This is a genomic window from Paenibacillus sp. NPDC057967 (assembly GCF_042887015.1).
In the GTDB taxonomy this organism is placed as follows: Bacteria; Bacillota; Bacilli; order Paenibacillales; family Paenibacillaceae; genus Pristimantibacillus.
On sequence record NZ_JBHVQB010000007.1, the window covers coordinates 306,161 to 327,089 of the forward strand.

The window sequence follows — 20,929 nt, forward strand, 5'->3', positions numbered from 1 at the left end:
GGGAGGACGGACCATGACCCTTTATACTCGGGCAATACGAGGCATTGAACGAACGATGCATTACACGAAGCTGCAGCCGGTGAACCGCTACGCGGCGTACCGGCTGACCAACTTCGAGCAAGCTTCCGTCGTGCAAAGAGAAGATTGGAATCGGATGTATAGCGATGCGGCGGATAGCGCGGCGGTATGGCTGAGGCATGCGCAAGAGGCGCAGAAGCGTCTCGACCGCATGCTTCAGGAGCTGGGCCGCGACAACGGCATACAAAACGCCTCATTCGTTCGTTCGCGGATCGATGAGCTGGTGGGAATGATGAATGAGCTGGAGAGTAGCTTCCGCTCGCATGAAGAACAGCTGCAGCCGGAAGTGTGGGAAGCGATGGAGCTGGCGCTGCGCCATCCGGCCAAGGAAGAGCTTGGCATTCGCAGAGATTCGGACGGCAAGCTGCGCTGGGATGGCTCCAGCACCGTCTCGTCGGAACGCGAAGGAGTGCAGGACAATCCTTCTAGGCGCGGTACATCTGGCCAAGAGCTGCCGGACATTCTGGAAGACAGCGGCAAGCTGCGCAGGCTGCTGCTCGGTGCAGACGGCTTTATCCAGGACTTGAAGCATGCCCTCAGCTTTGCGGAGCAGCGCCAATCCATCGATTTGCTCCGGCTCCCGTTCACGGCTGCATATCCCTACACGATATATTATGGCGCTATGCAATCCTATTGGCCGCTTCCGATGCGGGGAGTCCTCCTGAACAAATATTATTGAGGCAGAAACCATGCCTCTACAATGCGTCCCGCCTCGGCGCCGCTTGAGCCGGACGGAATGACGGCAAGCGCTTCCGCTTCCGCAATCGAAGCTGTCATGCTTGACTTGCCAAAGGCCAGCGGATCAGCGTAGACGCTGCCGTCTTCTCTGTACTGCAGCGATACGCGAAGGTAGCGGTCATGCGGACTGCCTTTCCCGATATCCCGGGCCAGCACTGCATGCAGCTTGCGGTGAAACGGAGAGGGGGCGCCCTGCATGGCGCGGAGAGCAGGCACGCCAAACAGCTCGAAGCCTACGAAGCAGGCTCCCGGATTGCCGGATAACGCCAGGACAAGCCTGCCGTCCATCCAGGCGGCCGATGTCGGGCTGCCCGGCCTCATGGATACACGATTAAACAAGAGCATATCCTGGGAAGCACCGGACTCTTGCTGCTCCCCCCCATAGTGATGCAGAGACCGAAGCAGAATCGCCATCGCATCATAATCGCCGACGGATACGCCTCCCGTCGTCACGATCATATTCGCTTCCCCGACGATGCCGCGGAGCGCCTCGCGCACCGCCTCCGGCTCATCGGGAAGCGCTCCGTACAGCAGCGGCTCGCCCCCATGCTGGCGGATCATGGCAGCGACCATCGCGCTATTGCTGTCGCGGATGAGGCCCGGCGCGAGCGGAGCCGCCACGGGGAGCAGCTCGCTCCCCGTGGCGAATACCGCGACGCGGGGGCGCCTGTATACGGGCACGTCGGCATAGCCGAACGTCCCCAGCAGCGCGATGTGGCCCGGCCGCAGCAGCTCGCCGGGCGCAGCGATAGGGCTCCCCAGGCGGAATTCCTCGCCCTGGGGAGCCACGTTCTGGCCGGGGCGGGCGGCGGCTTTCACCAGCGCCGTCCGCTCGCCCCCGGCCATGCCCTCCGCGGTCTGCTCCAGCATGACGACCGCGTCGGCCCCCCGGGGCACAGGCGCGCCGGTCATGATGCGCGCAGCTGTGCCCGGCTGTACGGCCGCCAGGGCGAGTCCGCCCGCCGCGACCGTGTCCACGACGCGCAGCGCCGCCGGGGCCTCTGGCGACGCCTGCGCCGTGTCTGCCGCGCGCACGGCATAGCCGTCGAGCCCGGCGCGCGCGAAGGGCGGCCAGTCGCTCGTCGCGAGCAGCTGCTGCGCGAGCCGGCGGCCGCCTGCTTCCGCAAGCGGCACCTGCTCGCTTGCGGTTTGGCCTGCAGCGGCAAGTACACGCCGCTGCGCCTCTTCTACCCTGATCGCGCGCCGGTTGAACCGGCCGTCGCTTCCTCCGCTCCACATGCTGTCCAAGCTAATCTCCTCCGCCACCCGGATTCCCCCACCCCTGCAATGTTCCCTTCCGTAATCCCTTCATGATTGCTCTTATTGTAGCATAGCGAGTGTACGATCTGGTCTGGATATCGTGTTCTTAAACAAAACATCGTTAGGCGGCCTCAACCTCGTATATGATACACTTGATCCACCGATACATATAAAGCTCTTACGCTAACTGAACATTTAGACGATAGCCATGAGTAATACAGATATCCTTATTTAACCACGAGGAGGTCCCTGCCCTTGCCCCATCATAGACCTTTTATTGTTCAATTGGTCGGATACAAAAACACCGGCAAGACCACCTTGGTCTGCCGGTTAACGGAAAGATATAAAAGTAAAGGGCATCGCGTCGGCACGATCAAGCATGATGCACATGACTTCCAGATCGATACGCCGGGCACCGATACCTGGCAGCACCAGGCAGCGGGTGCGGACATAACCGCCATCACCTCTGCCAGCCGTACCGCGATTCTGAAGTCGTCCGGCACCGAACTGGCCGCATTAATCGCTGCAATGGCGCAAGACGTTGACATTATTCTGATCGAAGGCTTCAAGACAGCGCCTTATCCCAAGATCGTCTGTGCCCGTGAAGCCTCGCAGCTCAGCTTGCTGCAAGCGGTCAGTCAGCCCTTAGCGGTGGTATGCTGGCCGGAGGCTATCGCAGCAGCCTGTTCCCGTGCAGCAGGAAGCCAGAGCTCTGCCCCTCTTCTGCCCGTCATCCCGATTCATGATGATGAAGCTCTGTTCACCCTGCTTGAAGATCGCAGGCTCAGCTTAACGCCTTAGTCCGCAATCCCTTGCTTATGCGCGTAGATCGCAGCTTGCGTGCGGTCCTCCACATTCAGCTTGTTGAAGATATTCGTAACGTGGAATTTAACGGTCTTCACACCGATAAAGAGCTCGTCTGCGATCTCCTGATTGGATTTTCCCTGCGCAACCCGCTTCAGCACATCCATCTCACGTTCGGTCAAATCATCATGCAAGCGCGGCTGCTCCTGCTTTGGCGCGCGGAAACGGTTCATCATCTTGGCCGCTACCTGCGACTCCAGCACGGATTGCCCCCTCGCAGCAGCGCGGATCGCTTCCGCAATCTCACTCGCACGGGAAGTTTTCAGCAAATAGCTGAACGCTCCCGCTTCGATAACCGGGTATATTTTGCTGTCATCAATAAAGCTCGTAAGAACAATGACTTTACAGTCCGGATGAGTCTCCAGCAGCTTGGCAGTCGTCTCCACGCCGTCCATACCCTCCATGACCAGATCCATCAGCACAACATCCGGCCTGTAGGACTGCGCCAATCGGATGCCGTCCACGCCATTGCTGGCTTCCCCTACAACCTCAATTCCATCCTCCGTATCGAGTACGGCCGCAAGTCCGATCCGAACCATCTCGTGATCGTCAACCAGCAACACCTTTATCGGTTCCTCCATATGTCCCGCTCCTTTCGCTATGCTTCTATCTTAACTCCCTGCCTTTTGTCCGTCCATCGGCACCCACAGATGAATCGTTGTGCCTTCTCCCGGCTGCGAGATCATCTGGAGTGAGCCGCCAAGCTCATTTACCCGTTCTTCCATCGTCAGCAAGCCATAAGACGTCTGCTTCTTCGCTTCCAGATCGAAGCCGACACCATTATCCTGCAAGGTCAAATGCACCTTATTGTCCAATCGAAGCAGCCGGATACGCATGCTGCCTGCCTTGGAGTGACGAAGCGTATTGGAGAGCGCCTCTTGGACAATCCGGAACAGATGATCCTCCGTCTGCGGCAGCAGTACAATCGATTCATCCACCTCTAATACAATTTCCATCGGCACTTTCTGCTTTAATTCTTCAACCAGCGTCGTCAAAGCCTGTCCCAGATTTTTGCCGTCCAGATGAACGGGACGAAGATGAAGCAGAAGCGCTCTCATCTCAGACTGTGCGACCGCGGCCATCTCCTCGATCAGTTGCACTTGGCGCTTCGCCCGCTCCCAGTCCCGCTCAATCGTACGGCTTACAGCTGTCGCCGTCATGGAGATCGCGAATAATTGTTGGCTGACTGCGTCATGCAGCTCGCGCGCAAGGCGCTGGCGTTCCTCCAGCACCGCCGTGAATCTCACCTTCTCGGTCCACTGCGGATCACTCTCCCGCTCGTGATCGTCATCCCCTGCGTCAGACGGATGATCGTTAAACGTTACGTTATAGCGTTTGCGCTGCTGCTCGGTAAGCCGCTTCAGCCTGGCTTTCAGCTTGGAATTTTGCAGATAACCGTTAAGCGCCGCCACCGCAAGTCCCGCACCGACTAGGCCAAGGCCTGTAATTGCCCATCTGCCCTGCAGAATGAACGGCTCGACGATATCAAGCCCCTGCAGCAAAATGATGACCAGACTTGCTATAATGAGCAGCCAAAGCAGCGTCTCCACCACGTTGCGTCTGCGTTCGGCCTTCCCTTGTTCTCCCGGTTTTTTTTCCTGATCTTGCATGCCTACAGCTCCTTATGTAGCCGGGTCATGATGCCAATAGCGCCCATGTCGACTATGCTAGCGAGTCCCCTCATAAAAGCATGAAAGAGCAGACCGGTAGCCGGTCCGCTGCTTCCATCCTTAGTATGGTCCTTATTCCGTTTCCGCTTTGCTAGGAGCCGCTCCGTTCAACTTGCTCTTGAGCGCTTCCAGTTGCTCATCCACCTTCATGCGTTTCTCAAGATCAGCCGCATTTACTGGGGAAGATGTGCTGCCGCCGCTGTAAGACGAGGAGTAAGGTGTGCGAAGCACATCCGCTTCCGCTTCCAGCTGCATGATTTTCTCTTCCATCCGGTAGAAACCGCGCGATGCTGTGCCGCTGTCGATGGTATGGTTCGAGCTCAGCTGAGCCATTTGCTTCTGAGCCTTCGCCACTTGAGCGCGGGACGCCAGCTCATTGCGCTTGTTGCGAAGCTGGTAGAACTCTTCTTTCATTCCGTGCAGCTGCCCAAGCAGCTCTTCCGCTTGACCTTTCGCCTGAGCATGAAGATCTGTGTATTCCACAACCTTCTGATCGAAGTACAGCTTCTCTTCCAGCAGCTTGCGAGTCAGTTCCTCCTGGCCTGCGCGAAGCGCTGCTTCCGCTTTGGACTCACGTTCTGCCGCATTGCGTACAGAGTCGTCCAAGCGCTGCTTCATGCGGCGCTCATTCGCCATTTGCTTGGCTACTGTTACTTCTGCTTGATGAATCTCCGATTCCATATCACGCAAGTATTGATTCAACATGACGACCGGATCTTCCAGCTTGTCCAGTACCTCGTTCATCGACGCTTTTGTCATATCCTTCATTCTTTTAAAGATTCCCATTATGTTATTCTCCCTTCTCTTGTTTCGCTAATTTTGCTTTCAGTTCTTCGATCTCGCGGCGCAATGCCTTTTTCTCCAGATCATCCATCATGCTATCGAATTGCGAGCCTGCAGCAGGCTCTTCCTTGGCGTATGAAGTGCCCCAATTGTTCGGAGGCGTATTGTTCTGATATTGGTTAAAGCCGCCGTTGTAGCCCGTGTGAGGACCATTCTGAGGACCGTTTTGAGGACCGTAGCCGCCGCCAAAGCCGCCGCCGTAGCCATTATTGTGTCCGTTGCCGTAGCCCTGTGGACCGAACGCGCCGTAGATGGGCGGTTCTTTCGGCACAACCATACCTGCGATAATGTAGATGAAGATGGCCATACCGCTCGATAGGACAGTGATGACAATGAGCAGTATCCGTATAAGTGTCGCATCCACATTCAGCATTTCACTTAGCCCGCCGCACAGGCCGAGCAATTTCTTATCCCGTCTGGAGCGATATAGCTTTTTCAAGACGACCAACCCTCCTTCTCAAGCTTGCGTTTCAACTCGGCAAGCTCGCGTTCGATCACGGACTTAACCGTATTGCCGACGCCGCCTTGGTCGAACTCTCTGCCCATTCTGCGCACATCCCGCAAGCTTCTGGCTTCCTGCTCCAGATCGCTGATGCGGTCTTCCATTTGGCGGAACATCGTGCCTGGGTGAGCTCCGTCGGATACGCCTCCCTGTACTCTGCTGTTCATGCGCTGCTGCAATCTGACGGATTCCATACGTGCTGCATAATATTCGCGCTTATCGTACACCGTCTGGTATTCGCTGCGCATCTCCCGCAATTGCTCTTCCAGATCCATCGTGTTTTGCCGGCTTTGCTCATATAACTCTCTGTACTGAGCGGAACGTTCCTCGCAGCTGGCCTTCTCATGAAGGGCAATCCGCGCCATGTTCTCTTCTCCAGCCTTGAGCGCAGTCATTGCTTGCTGCTCGCGGCGTTCCTTCTGAGCTTCAGCTTGCAGCCACTGCGACCGAAGATGGTTGCTGTGATTCGCATATTGCTGATGGAGCTTCTCCGCCTGGATGATATCCTCTCTCGTTGACCAGAGGAACTGATCAATCATCCGCACCGGATCTTCCGCTTTCTCCAATCTCTCGTTCAACGTTGCGACTGTAATGTCTCGGATTCGACGTGCAATGCTCATCTATATGTCCTCCTAACCCATTTATCTACCCTTATATTAATAGGATCTCTTGTTTTTGAACAGCGATACGCCGACTGCGATAAGTCCGATGGCCAGCAAGAGCATGAAGATTCCGCCGAGCTTGCCCAGCAGCATCACACCGCCAATCGCGATCAGGACGCCGCCGATTATTTTCTTATTGTTCATCCACCCTACTACGCCGAAGCCGATCAGGATGAATGGGAGCAAAAGTCCAAAAATCCAACCCAGATTAATATTGAATACGTTCAACACGGCCAAGCCGCCAATGACAATTAGCAGTACACCAAGTGCGCTTTTTCCATTCATGTCCAAATCTCTCTCCTTTCTTCTATTAGAATTCTTTCATTTTTGATGATTTAACCTTGTTCAGCAGCTCTTGCTTATGTACTTAGTATAGATCGTTCAAACCCTTTATAAAACGGACTTTCGGCGGTTTTTGAACTAGACTTAGGTCGAGTCGCCTCCCCGCCTTAAGAGGCGGAATTGGGCACAGGACCATATTTTGTGGGTTAAAACGGTTCCAAACCCTATGTTACGGTAGTTGTACCAACCAGGAGGTGCAAACAATGAAACAAAACATATTCGCGAAAACACTTATTGCAGGAGCCGTTACAACAGCATTGCTTGTAACAGGAATTACACCGCTTCAACATGGGGCAGATACGGCGTATGCCGCAACCGCTTCTAGCAAGTCAGCCAAGATTGAAGCAGCCATTAAGCTCGGCGGCAAGTATATGGGTACGCCTTACGAATTCGGATCGAACCGCAGCAATACGAGAACGTTCGATTGCTCCGATTTCGTCAAGCATATCTTTAAACAAGCGGCAGGCGTGACACTGCCCGGATCTTCCGCCACTCAAGCAAGCTACGTGAAGAAGCATTCCACTGTGAAGACAAGCTGGTCCAGCCTGAAGCGCGGCGATCTCGTATTCTTTATGTCCTACAAAGGCTCCGGCGCATCGAACTATTCCAAGCTCAACAAGTCGAAGCAAAAAGTAACGCATGTCGCTCTGTACTTGGGCAATGGCAAAGTATTGCACACGTATTCCAAGAAAAGCGGCGGCGTACGCGTCGACTCCATCAAAGGCACACAATGGGAACACCGCATGATCTTCGGCGGCAGCGTACTGTAGTAGCCTAATCATATTGACTGTCCGCCATCGCATTTATGATAACCTAAATTCCAAAAGAGCCGAAGGAGAGCGACTAATGCCGCTCCTTCGGCCCTTTTCTTATTTAATCGTAACGTAGCTCATCTTATCACGAGCAAGCCGTTTGCCTTCTGTCATTTTATAAGCTCTCAGATCAAGGGCGAGATAAGGCGAGCTGCTGTCATTAGCTTGCTTGTTGAGGACATATGTCTTGTCTTCACCCTTGTTCCAGTCGTTCACTACCCATACAAGCTCTTCGGAATATGAAGTAACGTTCATCCATAAAGCCATATCCTTCTGCAAAGTCATGGTTCGGCTCTTCATCTGAATACGGTAAATGATAAAGCGGATAGATCTCGAACACTCCTGTTCTTGGATTACTCCAAATATTGTAATCTCCCTAACTTATTGCACGATCATATAGAATGGGCCGCTTACTCGTCTCTTCATTTATGTACTGAGACGCAAAAACGCTGACCTATGTTGGATATAGTCAGCGTTACATGTTCTATAAAGGAGTGCATCTGTTCATACTTATCATTGAATTATTCGGAGTGTTGCTGTAACAATTCATTCATCGCTTGCCCAAAATGGTTATTGTTCATCTGTAGTATGGAAATGAGATCTTCCTTAGGCAAGCCGAATTTAATCATCAAAATAGCTAATCTTGCATCACCTTGCGCTTGCTCGCTGTAATGCTTTGCGGTCTGTTCATCAACATTTGCCGCCTTCATTACAATTCGAACGACTCTTTGACGAAGCTTGGCGTTCGTCGCCTTTACATTCACCATCAAGTTTCCGTATACCTTGCCAAGACGAATCATGACGGTAGTAGAAATCATATTAAGGATCATTTTCTGACTAGTTCCTGCCTTTAGGCGTGTAGAGCCCGTAATGACTTCCGGTCCTACAAACACTTCAATCGGACAATCCGCCAGAGAACCAATAGCCGTATCCTTATTACAAGTTACCCCGACCGTTAAAGCACCCAGCCCCCTGGCTTCTTTTAGCGCTCCAATTACATAAGGCGTACGTCCGCTTGCTGCCAGTCCGACAACAACGTCTTTGGAGGTTATTCGATGACGAATATCGCTGCTTCCCGCTTCTTCATCATCCTCTGCATTTTCAACCGCATGAAGTAAAGCGGCGTCTCCGCCTGCAATAATTGCATTTACCATATTCGAGCTGACTCCGAAAGTAGGCGGACATTCCGCAGAGTCCAGCACACCCATTCGGCCGCTTGATCCGGCGCCAATATAAAACAACCGTCCCCCTTTTTCCATTCGTTCAACAATTTGTTTAATCGCATATTCTATCGCAGGCAATTCCTTTCTAACTGCCACAGCCACCTTCTGATCCTCTTCGTTCATCGCCTGAATGATTTCGCCTATCGACATTTGGTCAAGCCCTTGGGTGTTCCCGTTGTTTTCTTCCGTAATCATCATACGATTTCCCTCATTCATCCTGTATTCCCCTTATCCATCAATCCAAGATTCTATTGCATTTTTTCTAATCTCATCATTAATCTCTATCCCGTGATCAAGCAGACCCATTATGCATGCGCCTAGTACAGGCGGAGTACGCAGTAAAATGGATTCCAAATTAACGTTATGAGCTGCCAAATGGCTATTGAATTTCGATATGAAATATTTATTTTTGAATAAACCGCCAACAAGCACAAGCCTCATAGGTGAAAGGAGCAGGCTCTGATCATGTTGCCAAACGTTTGCTTCATCCAGCTTCTTCTGAGCAGATACAATAAGTTTTCCAAGACTCGCAATTGCCTCATTAATAATGCTTATCGCTACGGAATCTCCCTGCTCTGCCTCTTGAAGTACGAGTGTAGCCAAATTCGCGATTACTTTACGCGCGTTGCTCTGCTCATAAATGAAATCAATTAACTGTATCGGCTCATGAATAGAAAAGAACTCTAATATGGCTGGCGTTAACGCCGTAGGCTCTCCAACTCCGTCCACGCTTCGCGTAACCGCTAGAAGCGCTTGTCTTCCGATGTCGAAGCCGCCTCCTTCATCACCGAGCAAATAGCCCCAGCCTCCCAAACGGATATTAAGCTTCCGCTCAGGAATCACTGCATGCACAATTGAACCGGTTCCTGCAATAAGCACCATGCCTGCTCTTCCCCATGTACCGGCCGAAAGCGCAGTCTCAGCGTCATTGTAAACGTTGACGCTTGTATGCTCAAAGAGATTGGGCTGAAGAAAATGAATCATTTTTTCTTTATCAGCAATACGATGCCCCCCTGCAAGCCCAAGCGTCACAGACACAATGTCCTTAAGTTCTGCGCCGCTCTGCCGAATCACAAGATAAATGAGCTCCAATAAGGTCTGTTCCACCTGAGCGCGGGGTCTTGATTTTACATTGCTGGATTCTCCAATTGCATAGGCTAAAATGTGACCTTGCTCGTTACACGCTGCACAGGCCGTCTTGCTTCCTCCCCCATCCATGCCGATAAAAATACGCTTTTCCTTATTTAACTGCACCAGCGGTCAGTCCTTCCATAAATTGCCTTGAAGCAAAGACGAACAATATAATAATGGGCAGAGACGCAACCGTTAACCCGGCAAACAACACACTCCAATCCGTGGAATATTCACCAAACAGAGAGGACATGCCAATCTGAATCGTTTTAACCTTTTCATTCTGTGTAAATAATAAGGGAAAGAAGAAGTCATTCCATACATTTATGAATTGAATAATCATAACCGTACTAAGTGCAGGCTTCATAAGCGGCACCATAACACGGAATAGAATACCAAGCTCGGAAGCGCCGTCAATTCTTGCGGCTTCTTCAATTTCTTTTGGTAAGGTATTAAAAAAATTAGTTAAGATAAGCAGTGCAAGGGGGATTCCTATTCCCGCGTAAATAAGAATCAAGGACCATATGGTATTAATTAAACTCAAATTTTTCATAAGCATAAATAATGGAACGACGCCAAGCTTGATTGGAATCATCATACCTAGCAGGAAATACATATATAGCGCCGAATTCCAGCGGAAGGAGTATCTCGACAAATAATAGGCGGCCAGCGAACCAAATACGAGAATCGCGAACACCGAAATCCCTGTCACCAAAATACTATTCATAAAATAAGTGCCATACGGCAATTGATTCAACAGCTTGGAATAAGAAGCAAAATTCAAACCTGTTGGCATGGATAACGGATTTTTGATAATTTCAATATTTGTTTTAAAAGAAGAAAGAACCATTAGAAGGATTGGGGCAAGCCCGGTTATTGAAAAGAAGATGATCGTTATATATTGAAAGATTCGAGTTGATTTGTTGATTTTCAATAGATTCGCCTCATTTAATGTTGAACTTGGTATTTTTTTGAGATGCTTAAAAACAAGGAAGAAAGCACACAGATAATGACGAACATAACGACAGCAAGCGCTGAACCGAGACCAATGGAAACAGAATCTCCGCCAGAGGTACCGCCAAATGCATTTCGGTAGAAATAAGTAGCTAGCGTATCCGTTGACATATAAGGTTCTCCTTGCGAGCCTTGCATCGCATACACAAGTTCAAATGCTTCAAAGGCATGAATAAACGTAAATACCGTAACGATCACAATGGAAGGAACAATAAGCGGAGCAATAATGGTACGTATAAATTTAAAGCCTTTAACCCCTTCCAATCTCGCAGCTTCGATAACCTCTGTCGGAATCGATTGCAATCCCGCTAGCAATATCAAAAGTGAGAAACCGACACCAAACCAGTTATTTACCATAATAATAGCTGTCAATGCGGTATCAGGATCGCCTAGCCATGACTTTGCCCAGCTCCCTAATCCAACTTCCCTGAGCAACGTATTCAGGACTCCTGAATTCGGATTCAAGATTAATTTCCATAAAAATCCGACAACGATAACCGATAAAAGCCTTGGCAGAAATATCGAGGCTTTAAACCACTCTGCCCCTCTGACCTTCGTGTAAATAATATAGGCTAAAATAAAGGCAATTCCATTTTGTACAATCATCTCTAAAATAAAATAGTAAGTGTTATGACCAAGGGCATTCCAGAACATATCATTATACGGCTTTTCAGTGAACAGCTTGACGAAATTGCCTAATCCAATAAAGTCGCCTCTTGTCAAGCCTTTCCAGGAGAATAAACTATAGCCAAATGCGGCCATCATCGAATATACGATAATGATGGAATAGATGATGATGGCAGGAATCGGAAACAAATGAATGATATACTTCTGCCACTGAATTCCGGATTTTTGCAAACCTGCGTTGCTTTTTGTCCCCATTGAATTGCCTCCGTGACTGATTAGTGCTTGATGGCCTCGCGAGTTCTCTCTATTGATTCGATGCTAGAGTCGTAATTTTGAATCACCATTCCTACATATAGCATATCAATGACATTTAACTGGGCGATTCTTGAAGCCATCGCGCCTTTTCTGAAGTTTTGCTCTAAAGAACTTGTAAATAATTGATAATCAGCCTGATCTGCAATTGGACTTGTTCCAAAATGCGTCAGAGATATAATTTTGGCTCCATTTTTTTTGGCTACTTTCAACGCATGCAAAACGTCATTATTGTTGCCCGAATATGAAATGCCAATAACGACATCCTGTTCATTCAAATTCGCGGCAACCACCGCTTGCATATCTCCGCTATAAGCGGTTTCGCACCATTTATTAATCCGGTTCACCTTTAATTTAAAGTCCTCCGCAATAATAGCTGAGGCTCCAACTCCAAATACCGCAATCTTTCTTGCCCGATTCATGCATTGTACGGCTGCTTCAACGATTTCCTCATCGATGACAGCCAGTGTATCCTTTAGCGACTTCATATTATTATTGGTAACCGACTCCATCACTTCTTTCATCAATTGACCAACTTGAAACGGCTGATATTCATGATTTTCTTCTCCAACCGCAGATAAATCGGCTGTGATGCGCAGCTTCATGTCTGTATATCCTTCAAATTTTAAGGATCGACATAACCGCATAATCGTAGCTTCACTTACCTCTGAAGCTGCTGCTAATTGCTGCAAAGACATACGAACGACTTCTGATGAATGTTGTAGTATAAAATCAGCAGCCTTCCTTTCCTTACTGCTTAGGCCACTTGCTGCCGCTTCAATACTTACTAGCGCGCCTTTCATAAATACTCCCCCATTAGGGTATTCAAGGGCTGAAGCGTCTTTCGGCCCTTGAATACCAAATTTACATGCCTTAATTCAAAGGCTTAAACCAGGTATCGACACTTTCTTTCACTTGTACACCAACGTCTGCAGGTTTCAGTTTCTGAAGCAGCATACCCTGAAGCGCTGTTTCCAACGCTAGCTTCGAGGATGGATTGCCTGCCGCAAAGTATACATTGAATAGATACGGCGTAACAGCGCTTTCATCATTTGCAAAGTTAGAGATTTTCTTCATTAAGGCATCTTCATTCTGTACAGCAGGCAGCGTGCTTTGCCGCAGCAAACGATTAGAAATAATGGTGCCAAACTCTTCCGTTAGAGCAAACTCAATAAATTTCTTCGCTTCTTCCTGATGCTTGGAGTTTTTATTGACAGCGAAGGAACCATCCACCCATGTTGCTACAATCGGATTGCCTTCTTTCGTTGGAATTGGAAATGCATCCAATTGCAGATCTGGATTCATACCGCGAATAACTGTAACTTCCCAATCGCCCATAATCATCATGCCCGCTTGCTCGGTTACAAGCATATTGCGCATATCATCCATAGAAATCCCTTCAAAGTTGTTCGGATAATATGGAATCAGTTCTTGTAGCAGTTGAACGGATTGGGTAAATTCTTCGGAATCAAATCCAATCTGTCCTTTCGTAATTTTATTAACAAAATCATTGCCGCCATATCCCACAGGGCCAATTCCGCCATGAACCAACGACAGGATCCAGCCTTCTTTTGCTCCGAAAGCAAAAGGCACTACATCGTTCTGCTTCAGTGTTTCCGCAACTTGAATCATTTCATCCCATGTCTTTGGCTCTGTAAGCTTTAAATCATCAAACATCTTTTTATTATATAGCACTTGAATACTATTTTTTAGAATTGGCGCTCCATATACCTTCCCATCTGAACCTTTTGCCGCAATAAGCAGTTCCTTAGGAATTTGATCCAAACCCTGTAAGCCGTCAAGCTCAACCAAATAATCTGAATCAGCAATTTGTTGGCCTGCTACATAAGGCCGCAGATGAATAATATCGGGACCTTCGCCAGTCATTAATTCTGTATTAAGTACTGTGTTGTATTCCGTATTTTTGGTTGGAGCAAATTCCACTTTAATATTTGGGTATTTCTCAGTAAATTTCTTAGCTGCTTCCTCGTAGGCAGCTTTATCCTCTGTTCTCCAGCTTCCAATTTTCAATGTGACCTGTTCTCCAGAACTTTCTGTTGCTGTATCGGTCCCTTTCCCAGGTGACGAAGTATTTCCGTTATTAGTTCCCTGCCCACAAGCTGATAATACAACTAACATCAAAACCGTCAACAATGAAGCAATTCCTTTTTTCATACAACTGCCCCCTAAATTTTAGTTAGTTATTACCACTGCCCCACAATAATGACTGCCTACATGACAATGACACCCCTTTAATAATAGAACTAATAATTATTTAATTCTGTTTATTCAAGAAGTTTTAATACTTCATAAAACGATTATATATACGAAGTTTTAATTTGTCCATTCATTCTTGCATTTTCATATAAAAAAGCCCTTAAGATTGACATCTTAAGAGCTATACAGCATGTTCATGATCGAATTAGTCAAAACCACTTCATTTTGGCTTTGATCTATATATTGAATTCTTCTATCGTGTCACTTCTACCGTACCACTTTGTAATCTCTGAACTTCCTCACAGGTTGGCATTCCCTCCCAGTCTCCGCGAAACTGTACGGCGAGCGAACCGAGTTCATTCGCCGTTCTTAACATTTGTGTCAAATGCTCCAGATGTGGCGCAATCAGATCGCCATGGTTCCTTTCCTTTAACAAAGTGGATAAAAACCCGACTGCAAAAGCATCCCCTGCGCCAACCGTATCGATGACCTGGGATACCGGGACTCCCTCGACTGCTACCGTTCCATATGGCGTATAGGCAATAGACCCTTCCGCTCCCAGCTTGATCACGACCACCTTAGGACCCATCGACAAGAACTCATTGCCCAGTTCATCCAAATCCTGCTTACCGAGCAAAAATTCAGCTTCATCAATACCAGGCAAAAAGTAGTCGCAATAAGGGATTAGTGCAGTTAATTTGCTGCGAGCTTCTTCCTCGCTCCAAAGTTTACGCCGCAAATTGGGATCGTAAGATATCATAAGCCCCATTTCTCTAGCAAGCTGCATCGCATATCGAATGGCTTCAAAAGCAGACGAACCAAGAGCCGGCGTTATGCCTGTCACATGCAAATGTCTGGCCCCTTCAAACCACTCCTTACGTACATCTTTTGGAGACAAGCCGCTGGCTGCTGAGCCTTTGCGATAATAATAAATGGAGGGATCAGCGCCGATCCCGCGGTACTCTTTAAAGAAAACAGCCGTTGGAGCTATTAAATCTTTGATGACAAACGATATATCAACGCCCTCCCCCCCCAGTGTGGATACGATCAGATCGCCGAACGGATCATTCCCCACCCTGCCAATCCAGCGCGCTTTATGGCCTAATCTGGTCAGTCCAATCGCTACATTCGATTCCGCACCCGCTATTGTCTTGGTGAACAAAGGCGCATAGCGAACCGATTCGCCTTGAAACGGCTGAAACAGAACCATGCTTTCTCCAATAGTTACGACATCCGTCATATGGACTCACCTTTGACTGCGGCCAAATATTGATTCGCTATATCGGTGATTTCCGCATATTTTCCCGCCTGGATCCATTGATGGTTAATCAATTGTCCGCCCACCCCGAGTGCGCACGCCCCAGCTTGTATATAGGCTGCCGCATTGCCGGGTTCAATTCCTCCCGTTGCAATAAGCGGTATCTGATCTAGCGGAGCTCGAACGGACTTCAAATAATCGATGCCTAGGACGGTTGCAGGAAACAATTTGACTGCTTGAGCACCGGCTTCCCAGGCAAGCACAATCTCTGTCGGAGTCATCGCGCCCGGCCAGACATGAAGCCCTTGTTCCACTCCATAACAGATCATGGCTGTATCTACATTCGCAGATATTAGAAATTCCGCGCCTGCTGCGGCTGCTTCTCTGGCTAATTGCACATTGGTTACCGTTCCGGCACCAATGTGCAATTGCGGAAGGCGTTCTCGCAGCATGGCGATACTTTGTACGGCTTGCTCACTGTTCATCGTTATCTCCATAAAACGAATACCGCCCAAGGACAAGGCCTCGGCAACAGGAAGCACCCGTTCAGGAGCAACCCCCCGAAGAATAGCCACGATTTTCTGCTGCTTTAATTGCTCGGTTAGGTTCATGGGGAGGACACCTGCTTCAACTCTACAATCATTTCAATCTCAACCGGTATATTAAAGGGGAGTTCACTCGTACCGATCGCTGACCTTGCATGTTTGCCTCGCTCGCCAAACACTTGCTCTAATAGCTCGGAAGCTCCATTGATCACATATGGCTGGTCAACAAATCCGGGAGCACTATTGACGAAGGCGAGCAGCTTTACAATTCGATGAATCTGATCCAGATCTCCCAAATGACTTTTTAAAACAGCAAGCAGGTTGATCATCGTCTGTCTGGCCGCTTCTTGACCTTGCGTAATCGTCAAGTCCTGCCCCAGCTTGCCCACATAAAGAAACTTGCCGTTCACCCGACAGTCATTACCTGAAGTAAAGACCAGGTTTCCCGTAGTCACTGCCGGAATATAGATTGCCGCAGGCGCAGGAGGCTCGGCCAATTCGATCCCTAATTGCTGCAGACGTTGTTCAATGATTCCCATACCGGTATTCCTCCTTCGCAATGTTAAACCCTATATTTATAGCACCTTGCTAAGAAACGCTTGTGTGCGTTCATTCTTGGGATTCGTGAATATTTCCTTTGGCGGCCCTTCCTCGATAATAATACCTTGGTCCATAAAAATGACACGATCAGCGACTTCACGGGCAAATCCCATCTCATGTGTCACGACAACCATGGTCATGCCTTCTTTGGCCAAATCCTTCATGACAGACAACACTTCGCCAACGATTTCCGGATCAAGCGCTGATGTCGGTTCATCGAACAGCATCACTTTCGGGTCCATTGCAAGCGCCCTGGCAATTGCAACCCGCTGCATCTGACCCCCGGACAAGCTGCTTGGATAAACGTCCGCTTTGTGACTCAGCCCGACCTTCTCCAGCAAAGACATCGCCTTCTGACGAGCCTTGTCCTTATCCATTTTCAATACCTTGATCGGTGACAATATGATGTTGTCTATGACCTTCATATGAGGAAACAGGTTGAATGATTGAAATACCATGCCCACTTCCTTGCGAACTTGATTAATATTCATCTTCGGGTCTGTCAGATCATGCCCATTAATCTTGACCGTCCCGCCTGTGATCGATTCGAGCAAGTTCAAGCAACGCAGGAACGTACTTTTTCCTGAGCCCGATGGTCCAATCACGCAGACAACTTCATTCGTACGTATATGGCAATCTATACCCTTCAGCACATCGACTTTCCCAAAACTTTTATGCAAATTTCCCACCTGAATCATAGGCTGTTCCTCCTCGGCCATCATTGACGTTACGTGTTTGTCCGCGCCATCTTTGCTTCATAATATTGTGCCAATCTGGAAAGTGCGTAGCAAATGATAAAGTAAAAGACGGCTACAGCCAGGAACGACTTTAACGGATCAACGGTTAAATTGCTGACGACTCTTCCTGCTTTGGTCAAATCAATAAATCCGATTGTTGACACGAGAGAGGAATCTTTCACCAAGGCAATAATAAAGCCGATTCCCGGCGGAACGATCACTTTCATCGCCTGCGGCACAATAATGTATCGATATTTTTGAAAATAGCTCATGCCAAGGGCATCTGCCGCTTCAAACTGTCCTTTGTGTATGGACTGAATGCAGCCTCGCACAATTTCACCCATATAGGCTCCGGCATAAACAGACAAAGCGATGACTGCTACCACTTCTTTCGATAAATCCATACCCGGTACCAGCAGAGGCAAGGCGAAATAGATAAAAAAGATAATGATCAATAATGGAATACCACGAATCAGATTAATATAAATAGCGCTGATCCACCGCGCCCATCGATTGTCCGATGTAGCACCCAATCCCAGCAACAGACCGATTACACCGCCCAAAATAATAGAGAAAAAACAAAGCACAACGGTAAACCAAGCACCTTTGGCAATAGGAACCAAATGATGCCACCCAAAATCTTCGAACATTTGTTCCCACCTACCATCTAAATAATTTCTTTTCGATTACTTTCGATAACATTGCAAATATAGATGAACTTGCATAATACAGAATAGCTCCAATCGTTAATATCTCGAAAGTTCGGAACGTTTTTGAATCAACATTCATGATTTGATAGGTCAATTCTTCCAGAGAAATGACAGAAGCCACTGACGAGAACAGAAAAAGCAGAATCAACTGGTTGGTCAACGCTGGAAAAACGCTGCGAATAGCTGGAGGCAATATGATGTGCCTAAAAATCTGTGTTGACGTCATTCCCAAGGCACACCCTGCCTCCCTTAAGCCTTTGGATACCGAATTGAACCCTGCTCTGAATATCTCCGCCGTATAGGCCGCATTATTTAAGGTAATGCCGATCATTGCCGACCAAAGCGGATTAATATTGATTCCGAGCTGACCCAGGCCAAAATAGATCAAGTACAATTGCACCAATAGCGGTGTATTTCGGATGATCTCAATATAAGCAGAACTAATTTTTCTTAATACTTTTGACTTTCCCGTTTTGGCCAAATTGACGAATACGCCTAGCACACTTCCAACAAGCATGCCGAATACGGTGATATACAAGCTAATGGCTAATCCTTTCAGCAATAGGGGGATGTACGGAAATACATCGCCAAAATAAAAAGTCATTGTCCACCCCTCGCTCCTACTTTTGGCGTGAATGAGACGATCCATTCGCCTCATTCACCCCAATAGATTTTCTATTCCGAATATTCAGATTAATAATTGACCAATTTTGGCAAATCTCTTCCGAACCATTTCTTGTACAGCTCTGCATTATCGCCTGAATTGTTAAAATCGCGAATGAAGTTGTTCAAATAATTTAACCAGATCTGATCGCCTTGCTGCACAGCCATCGCAATATAGCCGGGCTTGTACGGATCAAGCGGAAGCGCTTCCATTTCTGGGTTTTTGTCAGCAAACTCATAAACGATCGGGTTTTCCTCAATTAATGCATCGACTTTACCGGTCTTCACAGCCATAAATGCATCTGCAATCGTATCAAAACGTACAACCTCAGTATCTGGAAAATACTTCGACATGACACTATCGTTCGTGCTGCCCCGTGTCACTGAAACTTTCTTGCCAGCCAAATCATCATAGCTTGTGATCGGATTGTCCTTGCGGTATAAAGGCAACGGACCTGCTGCGGCATAAGCTTCCGTAAAAGCAATCGATTTCGCTCTTTCATTGGTCGCAGTGTATGAAGCGATAACAACGTCGACCTTGTCTGTCTGAATTAACGGTAGACGATTGGCTCCATCCGTCGAGACAAACTCAACCTTGAGCCCGCCCATGGCTTCAGCGAGTCTGTTGGCAATATCAATATCATATCCTTCAAAATTTCCTGAAGCGTTCAGAATACTCCATGGCGGATTGTCAGGCAGTACGGCCACCCTGATTTTCTTCGTTTTCATCATTTTGCTCAAATGACTTTCAGCAACCTCTCCGCTTCCTCCAGACGTGCATCCTGCCAAAGCAAAGGCCATGACAAGCAACGGCAGTAAAAATAACTTTGCAAACCTTTTAGTCATTTTTCATTCCCCCTGGTGTTTTAATTATATCGTCAACAGCTTCTTCAGCTGCTCCGAACTGTTATCGACGATCGGCGCTTCTTCTACAGGGCCAAGGTTATTCATATCCTTTAATCCATGTCCTGTAAGAATAGCGACTACAACATCGCCACTGCTGATTTGCCCCTCATGCAGGCTCTTCGCTACCCCGGCAATTGCTGCTGCTGCTGAAGGCTCAACGAACAACCCCTCATCCTTGGCCAACCATTGCTTAGCCTCCAATATCCGTGCATCGCTGACATCGATAGCGAAGCCATTGGACTTCCTGATCACATCAAGGGTGAAAGCACCATCTTTCGTATAGCCCACAAGCCCATCAGCAATTCCTCCGGCGATCGTGTTGGGAGCGGGTTCTGAGCCCACTATCGTGCTCCCTGACAGAAAGGCCTTGACAATCGGATTGTTTCCTTCCGCCTGAACGCCTACCATTCGAGGCAAACTTACCTTCCCATCTGTTTGCTGATAATCGACAAATCCTTTATAGGTGCCAACGAGCAAGGGTCCTGCTCCAATCGGCACATAGATGGCATCCGGCGATTCTTTCATCTGCTCGAATATTTCATATCCGACCATTTTATCGCCTTCAACCGTGTAGGGATTGTAAAATGTGGTTGTCAGATTGTACAGCTCCCCGGACTGGGACAGCTCTTTAGCTAATCCAAAACTATTGCTATATGGCCCCTGTACCCGAATGACCTTCGCCCCATAAGCTAGAGTTTGCATAATTTTCTCTCCGGGCGTTGAGGCAGGCACCAGTATAATGGCCTCCAGGCCCGCCCGGGCCGCGTAAGCGGCCACGGAGGCCGCAGCGTTGCCGCTGGAAGCGACAACGACTTTGCGATACCCGAATTCAACCGCTTTTGCAACCCCGATGGCAATCGGACGATCCTTGAACGACCCGGTAGGATTCGTAAATTCGCATTTCAACAATAACCTGCGAAGACCCAATCGTTTCGCCAACTGACCCGCTTCAATCAAGCTGGTATTGCCTTCTCCCAGACTGATCGCCGTCTCCCGACGAATGGGCATCCATTCGTATGACTGACTTAACGGAAGCTGAGTCTTGTCCTGTAATTGTGCATGATCGTAATATACTTCGAGAATTCCCCCGCACTTAGGACACTCATAGATCGGATTGAGTGAAAGTCTGCAATCACATTGTATACAACGCAGACCTGATGCTGGCATAACGACCCCACCCTTATCTTCATTATTATTTCATCAACAGTTGGCACA

The 20,929-nt window shown here is 48.5% G+C and carries 25 protein-coding genes; 3 read left to right on the plus strand and 22 right to left on the minus strand.

Going from position 1 to position 20,929, the window contains the following annotated elements; translation table 11 throughout:
* The first annotated feature begins 13 nt into the window (after positions 1-13).
* Positions 14-757 (plus strand): hypothetical protein, encoded by a 744-nt coding sequence (locus ACFVSO_RS19810; protein WP_387476749.1) that lies wholly within the window; start codon positions 14-16, stop codon positions 755-757.
* Here the strand turns inward: ACFVSO_RS19810 and ACFVSO_RS19815 are convergent.
* Positions 751-2,055, minus strand: coding sequence for a molybdopterin molybdotransferase MoeA (locus ACFVSO_RS19815; RefSeq protein ID WP_387476925.1), 1,305 nt, complete (start codon positions 2,053-2,055; stop codon positions 751-753). The genes ACFVSO_RS19810 and ACFVSO_RS19815 overlap by 7 nt on opposite strands.
* 276 nt (positions 2,056-2,331) lie before the next feature.
* Between ACFVSO_RS19815 and mobB the strand changes: the two genes are divergently transcribed.
* Entirely contained in the window at positions 2,332-2,877 is a 546-nt protein-coding gene (mobB, locus tag ACFVSO_RS19820; protein WP_387476751.1) for a molybdopterin-guanine dinucleotide biosynthesis protein B, read from the plus strand.
* On the opposite strand, the gene ACFVSO_RS19825 is transcribed toward mobB, so the two are convergent.
* From ACFVSO_RS19825 to ACFVSO_RS19850, 6 genes are all read right to left on the minus strand, one after another.
* Positions 2,874-3,521, minus strand: coding sequence for a response regulator (locus tag ACFVSO_RS19825; protein WP_387476753.1), 648 nt, complete (start codon positions 3,519-3,521; stop codon positions 2,874-2,876). The genes mobB and ACFVSO_RS19825 overlap by 4 nt on opposite strands.
* 30 nt (positions 3,522-3,551) lie before the next feature.
* Positions 3,552-4,550 (minus strand): sensor histidine kinase, encoded by a 999-nt coding sequence (locus ACFVSO_RS19830; protein ID WP_387476755.1) that lies wholly within the window; start codon positions 4,548-4,550, stop codon positions 3,552-3,554.
* Between the two features lie 132 nt (positions 4,551-4,682).
* The gene (locus ACFVSO_RS19835; RefSeq protein ID WP_387476757.1) at positions 4,683-5,396 is read right to left on the minus strand and encodes a PspA/IM30 family protein; all 714 of its coding nucleotides are present in this window, start codon (positions 5,394-5,396) and stop codon (positions 4,683-4,685) included.
* Between the two features lie 4 nt (positions 5,397-5,400).
* Positions 5,401-5,892 (minus strand): PspC domain-containing protein, encoded by a 492-nt coding sequence (locus ACFVSO_RS19840; RefSeq protein WP_387476759.1) that lies wholly within the window; start codon positions 5,890-5,892, stop codon positions 5,401-5,403.
* Positions 5,889-6,575 carry a PspA/IM30 family protein gene (locus ACFVSO_RS19845; RefSeq protein WP_387476761.1) on the minus strand — a complete coding sequence of 229 codons (687 nt, stop codon included), beginning with the start codon at positions 6,573-6,575 and terminating at the stop codon, positions 5,889-5,891. The genes ACFVSO_RS19840 and ACFVSO_RS19845 overlap by 4 nt, the downstream gene beginning before the upstream one ends.
* A 36-nt stretch (positions 6,576-6,611) precedes the next feature.
* Positions 6,612-6,902, minus strand: a complete 291-nt coding sequence (locus tag ACFVSO_RS19850) for a LiaF transmembrane domain-containing protein (RefSeq protein WP_387476763.1) — start codon at positions 6,900-6,902, stop codon at positions 6,612-6,614.
* A gap of 260 nt (positions 6,903-7,162) precedes the next feature.
* Between ACFVSO_RS19850 and ACFVSO_RS19855 the strand changes: the two genes are divergently transcribed.
* Positions 7,163-7,729 carry a C40 family peptidase gene (locus tag ACFVSO_RS19855; RefSeq protein WP_387476765.1) on the plus strand — a complete coding sequence of 189 codons (567 nt, stop codon included), beginning with the start codon at positions 7,163-7,165 and terminating at the stop codon, positions 7,727-7,729.
* 99 nt (positions 7,730-7,828) lie between these two features.
* Here the strand turns inward: ACFVSO_RS19855 and ACFVSO_RS19860 are convergent, their stop codons facing one another.
* The 15 genes from ACFVSO_RS19860 to thrC form a co-directional block, all read right to left on the minus strand.
* Positions 7,829-8,056, minus strand: coding sequence for a hypothetical protein (locus ACFVSO_RS19860; RefSeq protein WP_387476767.1), 228 nt, complete (start codon positions 8,054-8,056; stop codon positions 7,829-7,831).
* A 236-nt stretch (positions 8,057-8,292) separates the two neighbouring features.
* Positions 8,293-9,210, minus strand: a complete 918-nt coding sequence (murQ, locus tag ACFVSO_RS19865; RefSeq protein WP_387476769.1) for an N-acetylmuramic acid 6-phosphate etherase — start codon at positions 9,208-9,210, stop codon at positions 8,293-8,295.
* 12 nt (positions 9,211-9,222) lie between these two features.
* On the minus strand, positions 9,223-10,248 hold the full coding sequence (locus ACFVSO_RS19870) for an N-acetylglucosamine kinase (protein WP_387476771.1): 1,026 nt from the start codon (positions 10,246-10,248) through the stop codon (positions 9,223-9,225).
* A complete protein-coding gene (locus ACFVSO_RS19875) occupies positions 10,235-11,059 on the minus strand; it encodes a carbohydrate ABC transporter permease (protein ID WP_387476773.1) in 825 nt (274 codons plus the stop codon). The genes ACFVSO_RS19870 and ACFVSO_RS19875 overlap by 14 nt, the downstream gene beginning before the upstream one ends.
* 14 nt (positions 11,060-11,073) lie before the next feature.
* Entirely contained in the window at positions 11,074-12,021 is a 948-nt protein-coding gene (locus tag ACFVSO_RS19880) for a carbohydrate ABC transporter permease (RefSeq protein ID WP_387476775.1), read from the minus strand.
* A 20-nt stretch (positions 12,022-12,041) separates the two neighbouring features.
* Positions 12,042-12,881 carry a MurR/RpiR family transcriptional regulator gene (locus ACFVSO_RS19885; protein ID WP_387476777.1) on the minus strand — a complete coding sequence of 280 codons (840 nt, stop codon included), beginning with the start codon at positions 12,879-12,881 and terminating at the stop codon, positions 12,042-12,044.
* Between the two features lie 70 nt (positions 12,882-12,951).
* Positions 12,952-14,253 (minus strand): ABC transporter substrate-binding protein, encoded by a 1,302-nt coding sequence (locus ACFVSO_RS19890; protein ID WP_387476779.1) that lies wholly within the window; start codon positions 14,251-14,253, stop codon positions 12,952-12,954.
* Positions 14,254-14,548: 295 nt separating this feature from the next.
* On the minus strand, positions 14,549-15,535 hold the full coding sequence (locus ACFVSO_RS19895; protein ID WP_387476781.1) for a sugar kinase: 987 nt from the start codon (positions 15,533-15,535) through the stop codon (positions 14,549-14,551).
* Entirely contained in the window at positions 15,532-16,164 is a 633-nt protein-coding gene (locus ACFVSO_RS19900) for a bifunctional 4-hydroxy-2-oxoglutarate aldolase/2-dehydro-3-deoxy-phosphogluconate aldolase (RefSeq protein WP_387476783.1), read from the minus strand. The genes ACFVSO_RS19895 and ACFVSO_RS19900 overlap by 4 nt, the downstream gene beginning before the upstream one ends.
* Complete coding sequence (locus tag ACFVSO_RS19905; RefSeq protein ID WP_387476785.1) at positions 16,161-16,637, minus strand: RidA family protein; 477 nt, start codon at positions 16,635-16,637, stop codon at positions 16,161-16,163. Before ACFVSO_RS19905 ends, ACFVSO_RS19900 begins: the two co-directional genes overlap by 4 nt.
* Before the next feature lie 36 nt (positions 16,638-16,673).
* A complete protein-coding gene (locus tag ACFVSO_RS19910; protein WP_387476787.1) occupies positions 16,674-17,396 on the minus strand; it encodes an amino acid ABC transporter ATP-binding protein in 723 nt (240 codons plus the stop codon).
* Positions 17,397-17,425: 29 nt separating this feature from the next.
* Positions 17,426-18,085: an amino acid ABC transporter permease gene (locus ACFVSO_RS19915; protein WP_387476789.1), complete on the minus strand. Its 660-nt coding sequence runs from the start codon at positions 18,083-18,085 to the stop codon at positions 17,426-17,428.
* 10 nt (positions 18,086-18,095) lie between these two features.
* Complete coding sequence (locus ACFVSO_RS19920) at positions 18,096-18,749, minus strand: amino acid ABC transporter permease (protein ID WP_387476791.1); 654 nt, start codon at positions 18,747-18,749, stop codon at positions 18,096-18,098.
* An 89-nt stretch (positions 18,750-18,838) separates the two neighbouring features.
* The gene (locus ACFVSO_RS19925) at positions 18,839-19,654 is read right to left on the minus strand and encodes a transporter substrate-binding domain-containing protein (protein ID WP_387476793.1); all 816 of its coding nucleotides are present in this window, start codon (positions 19,652-19,654) and stop codon (positions 18,839-18,841) included.
* A 24-nt stretch (positions 19,655-19,678) separates the two neighbouring features.
* Positions 19,679-20,881, minus strand: coding sequence for a threonine synthase (gene thrC, locus ACFVSO_RS19930; RefSeq protein WP_387476795.1), 1,203 nt, complete (start codon positions 20,879-20,881; stop codon positions 19,679-19,681).
* Between the last annotated feature and the right edge of the window lie 48 nt (positions 20,882-20,929).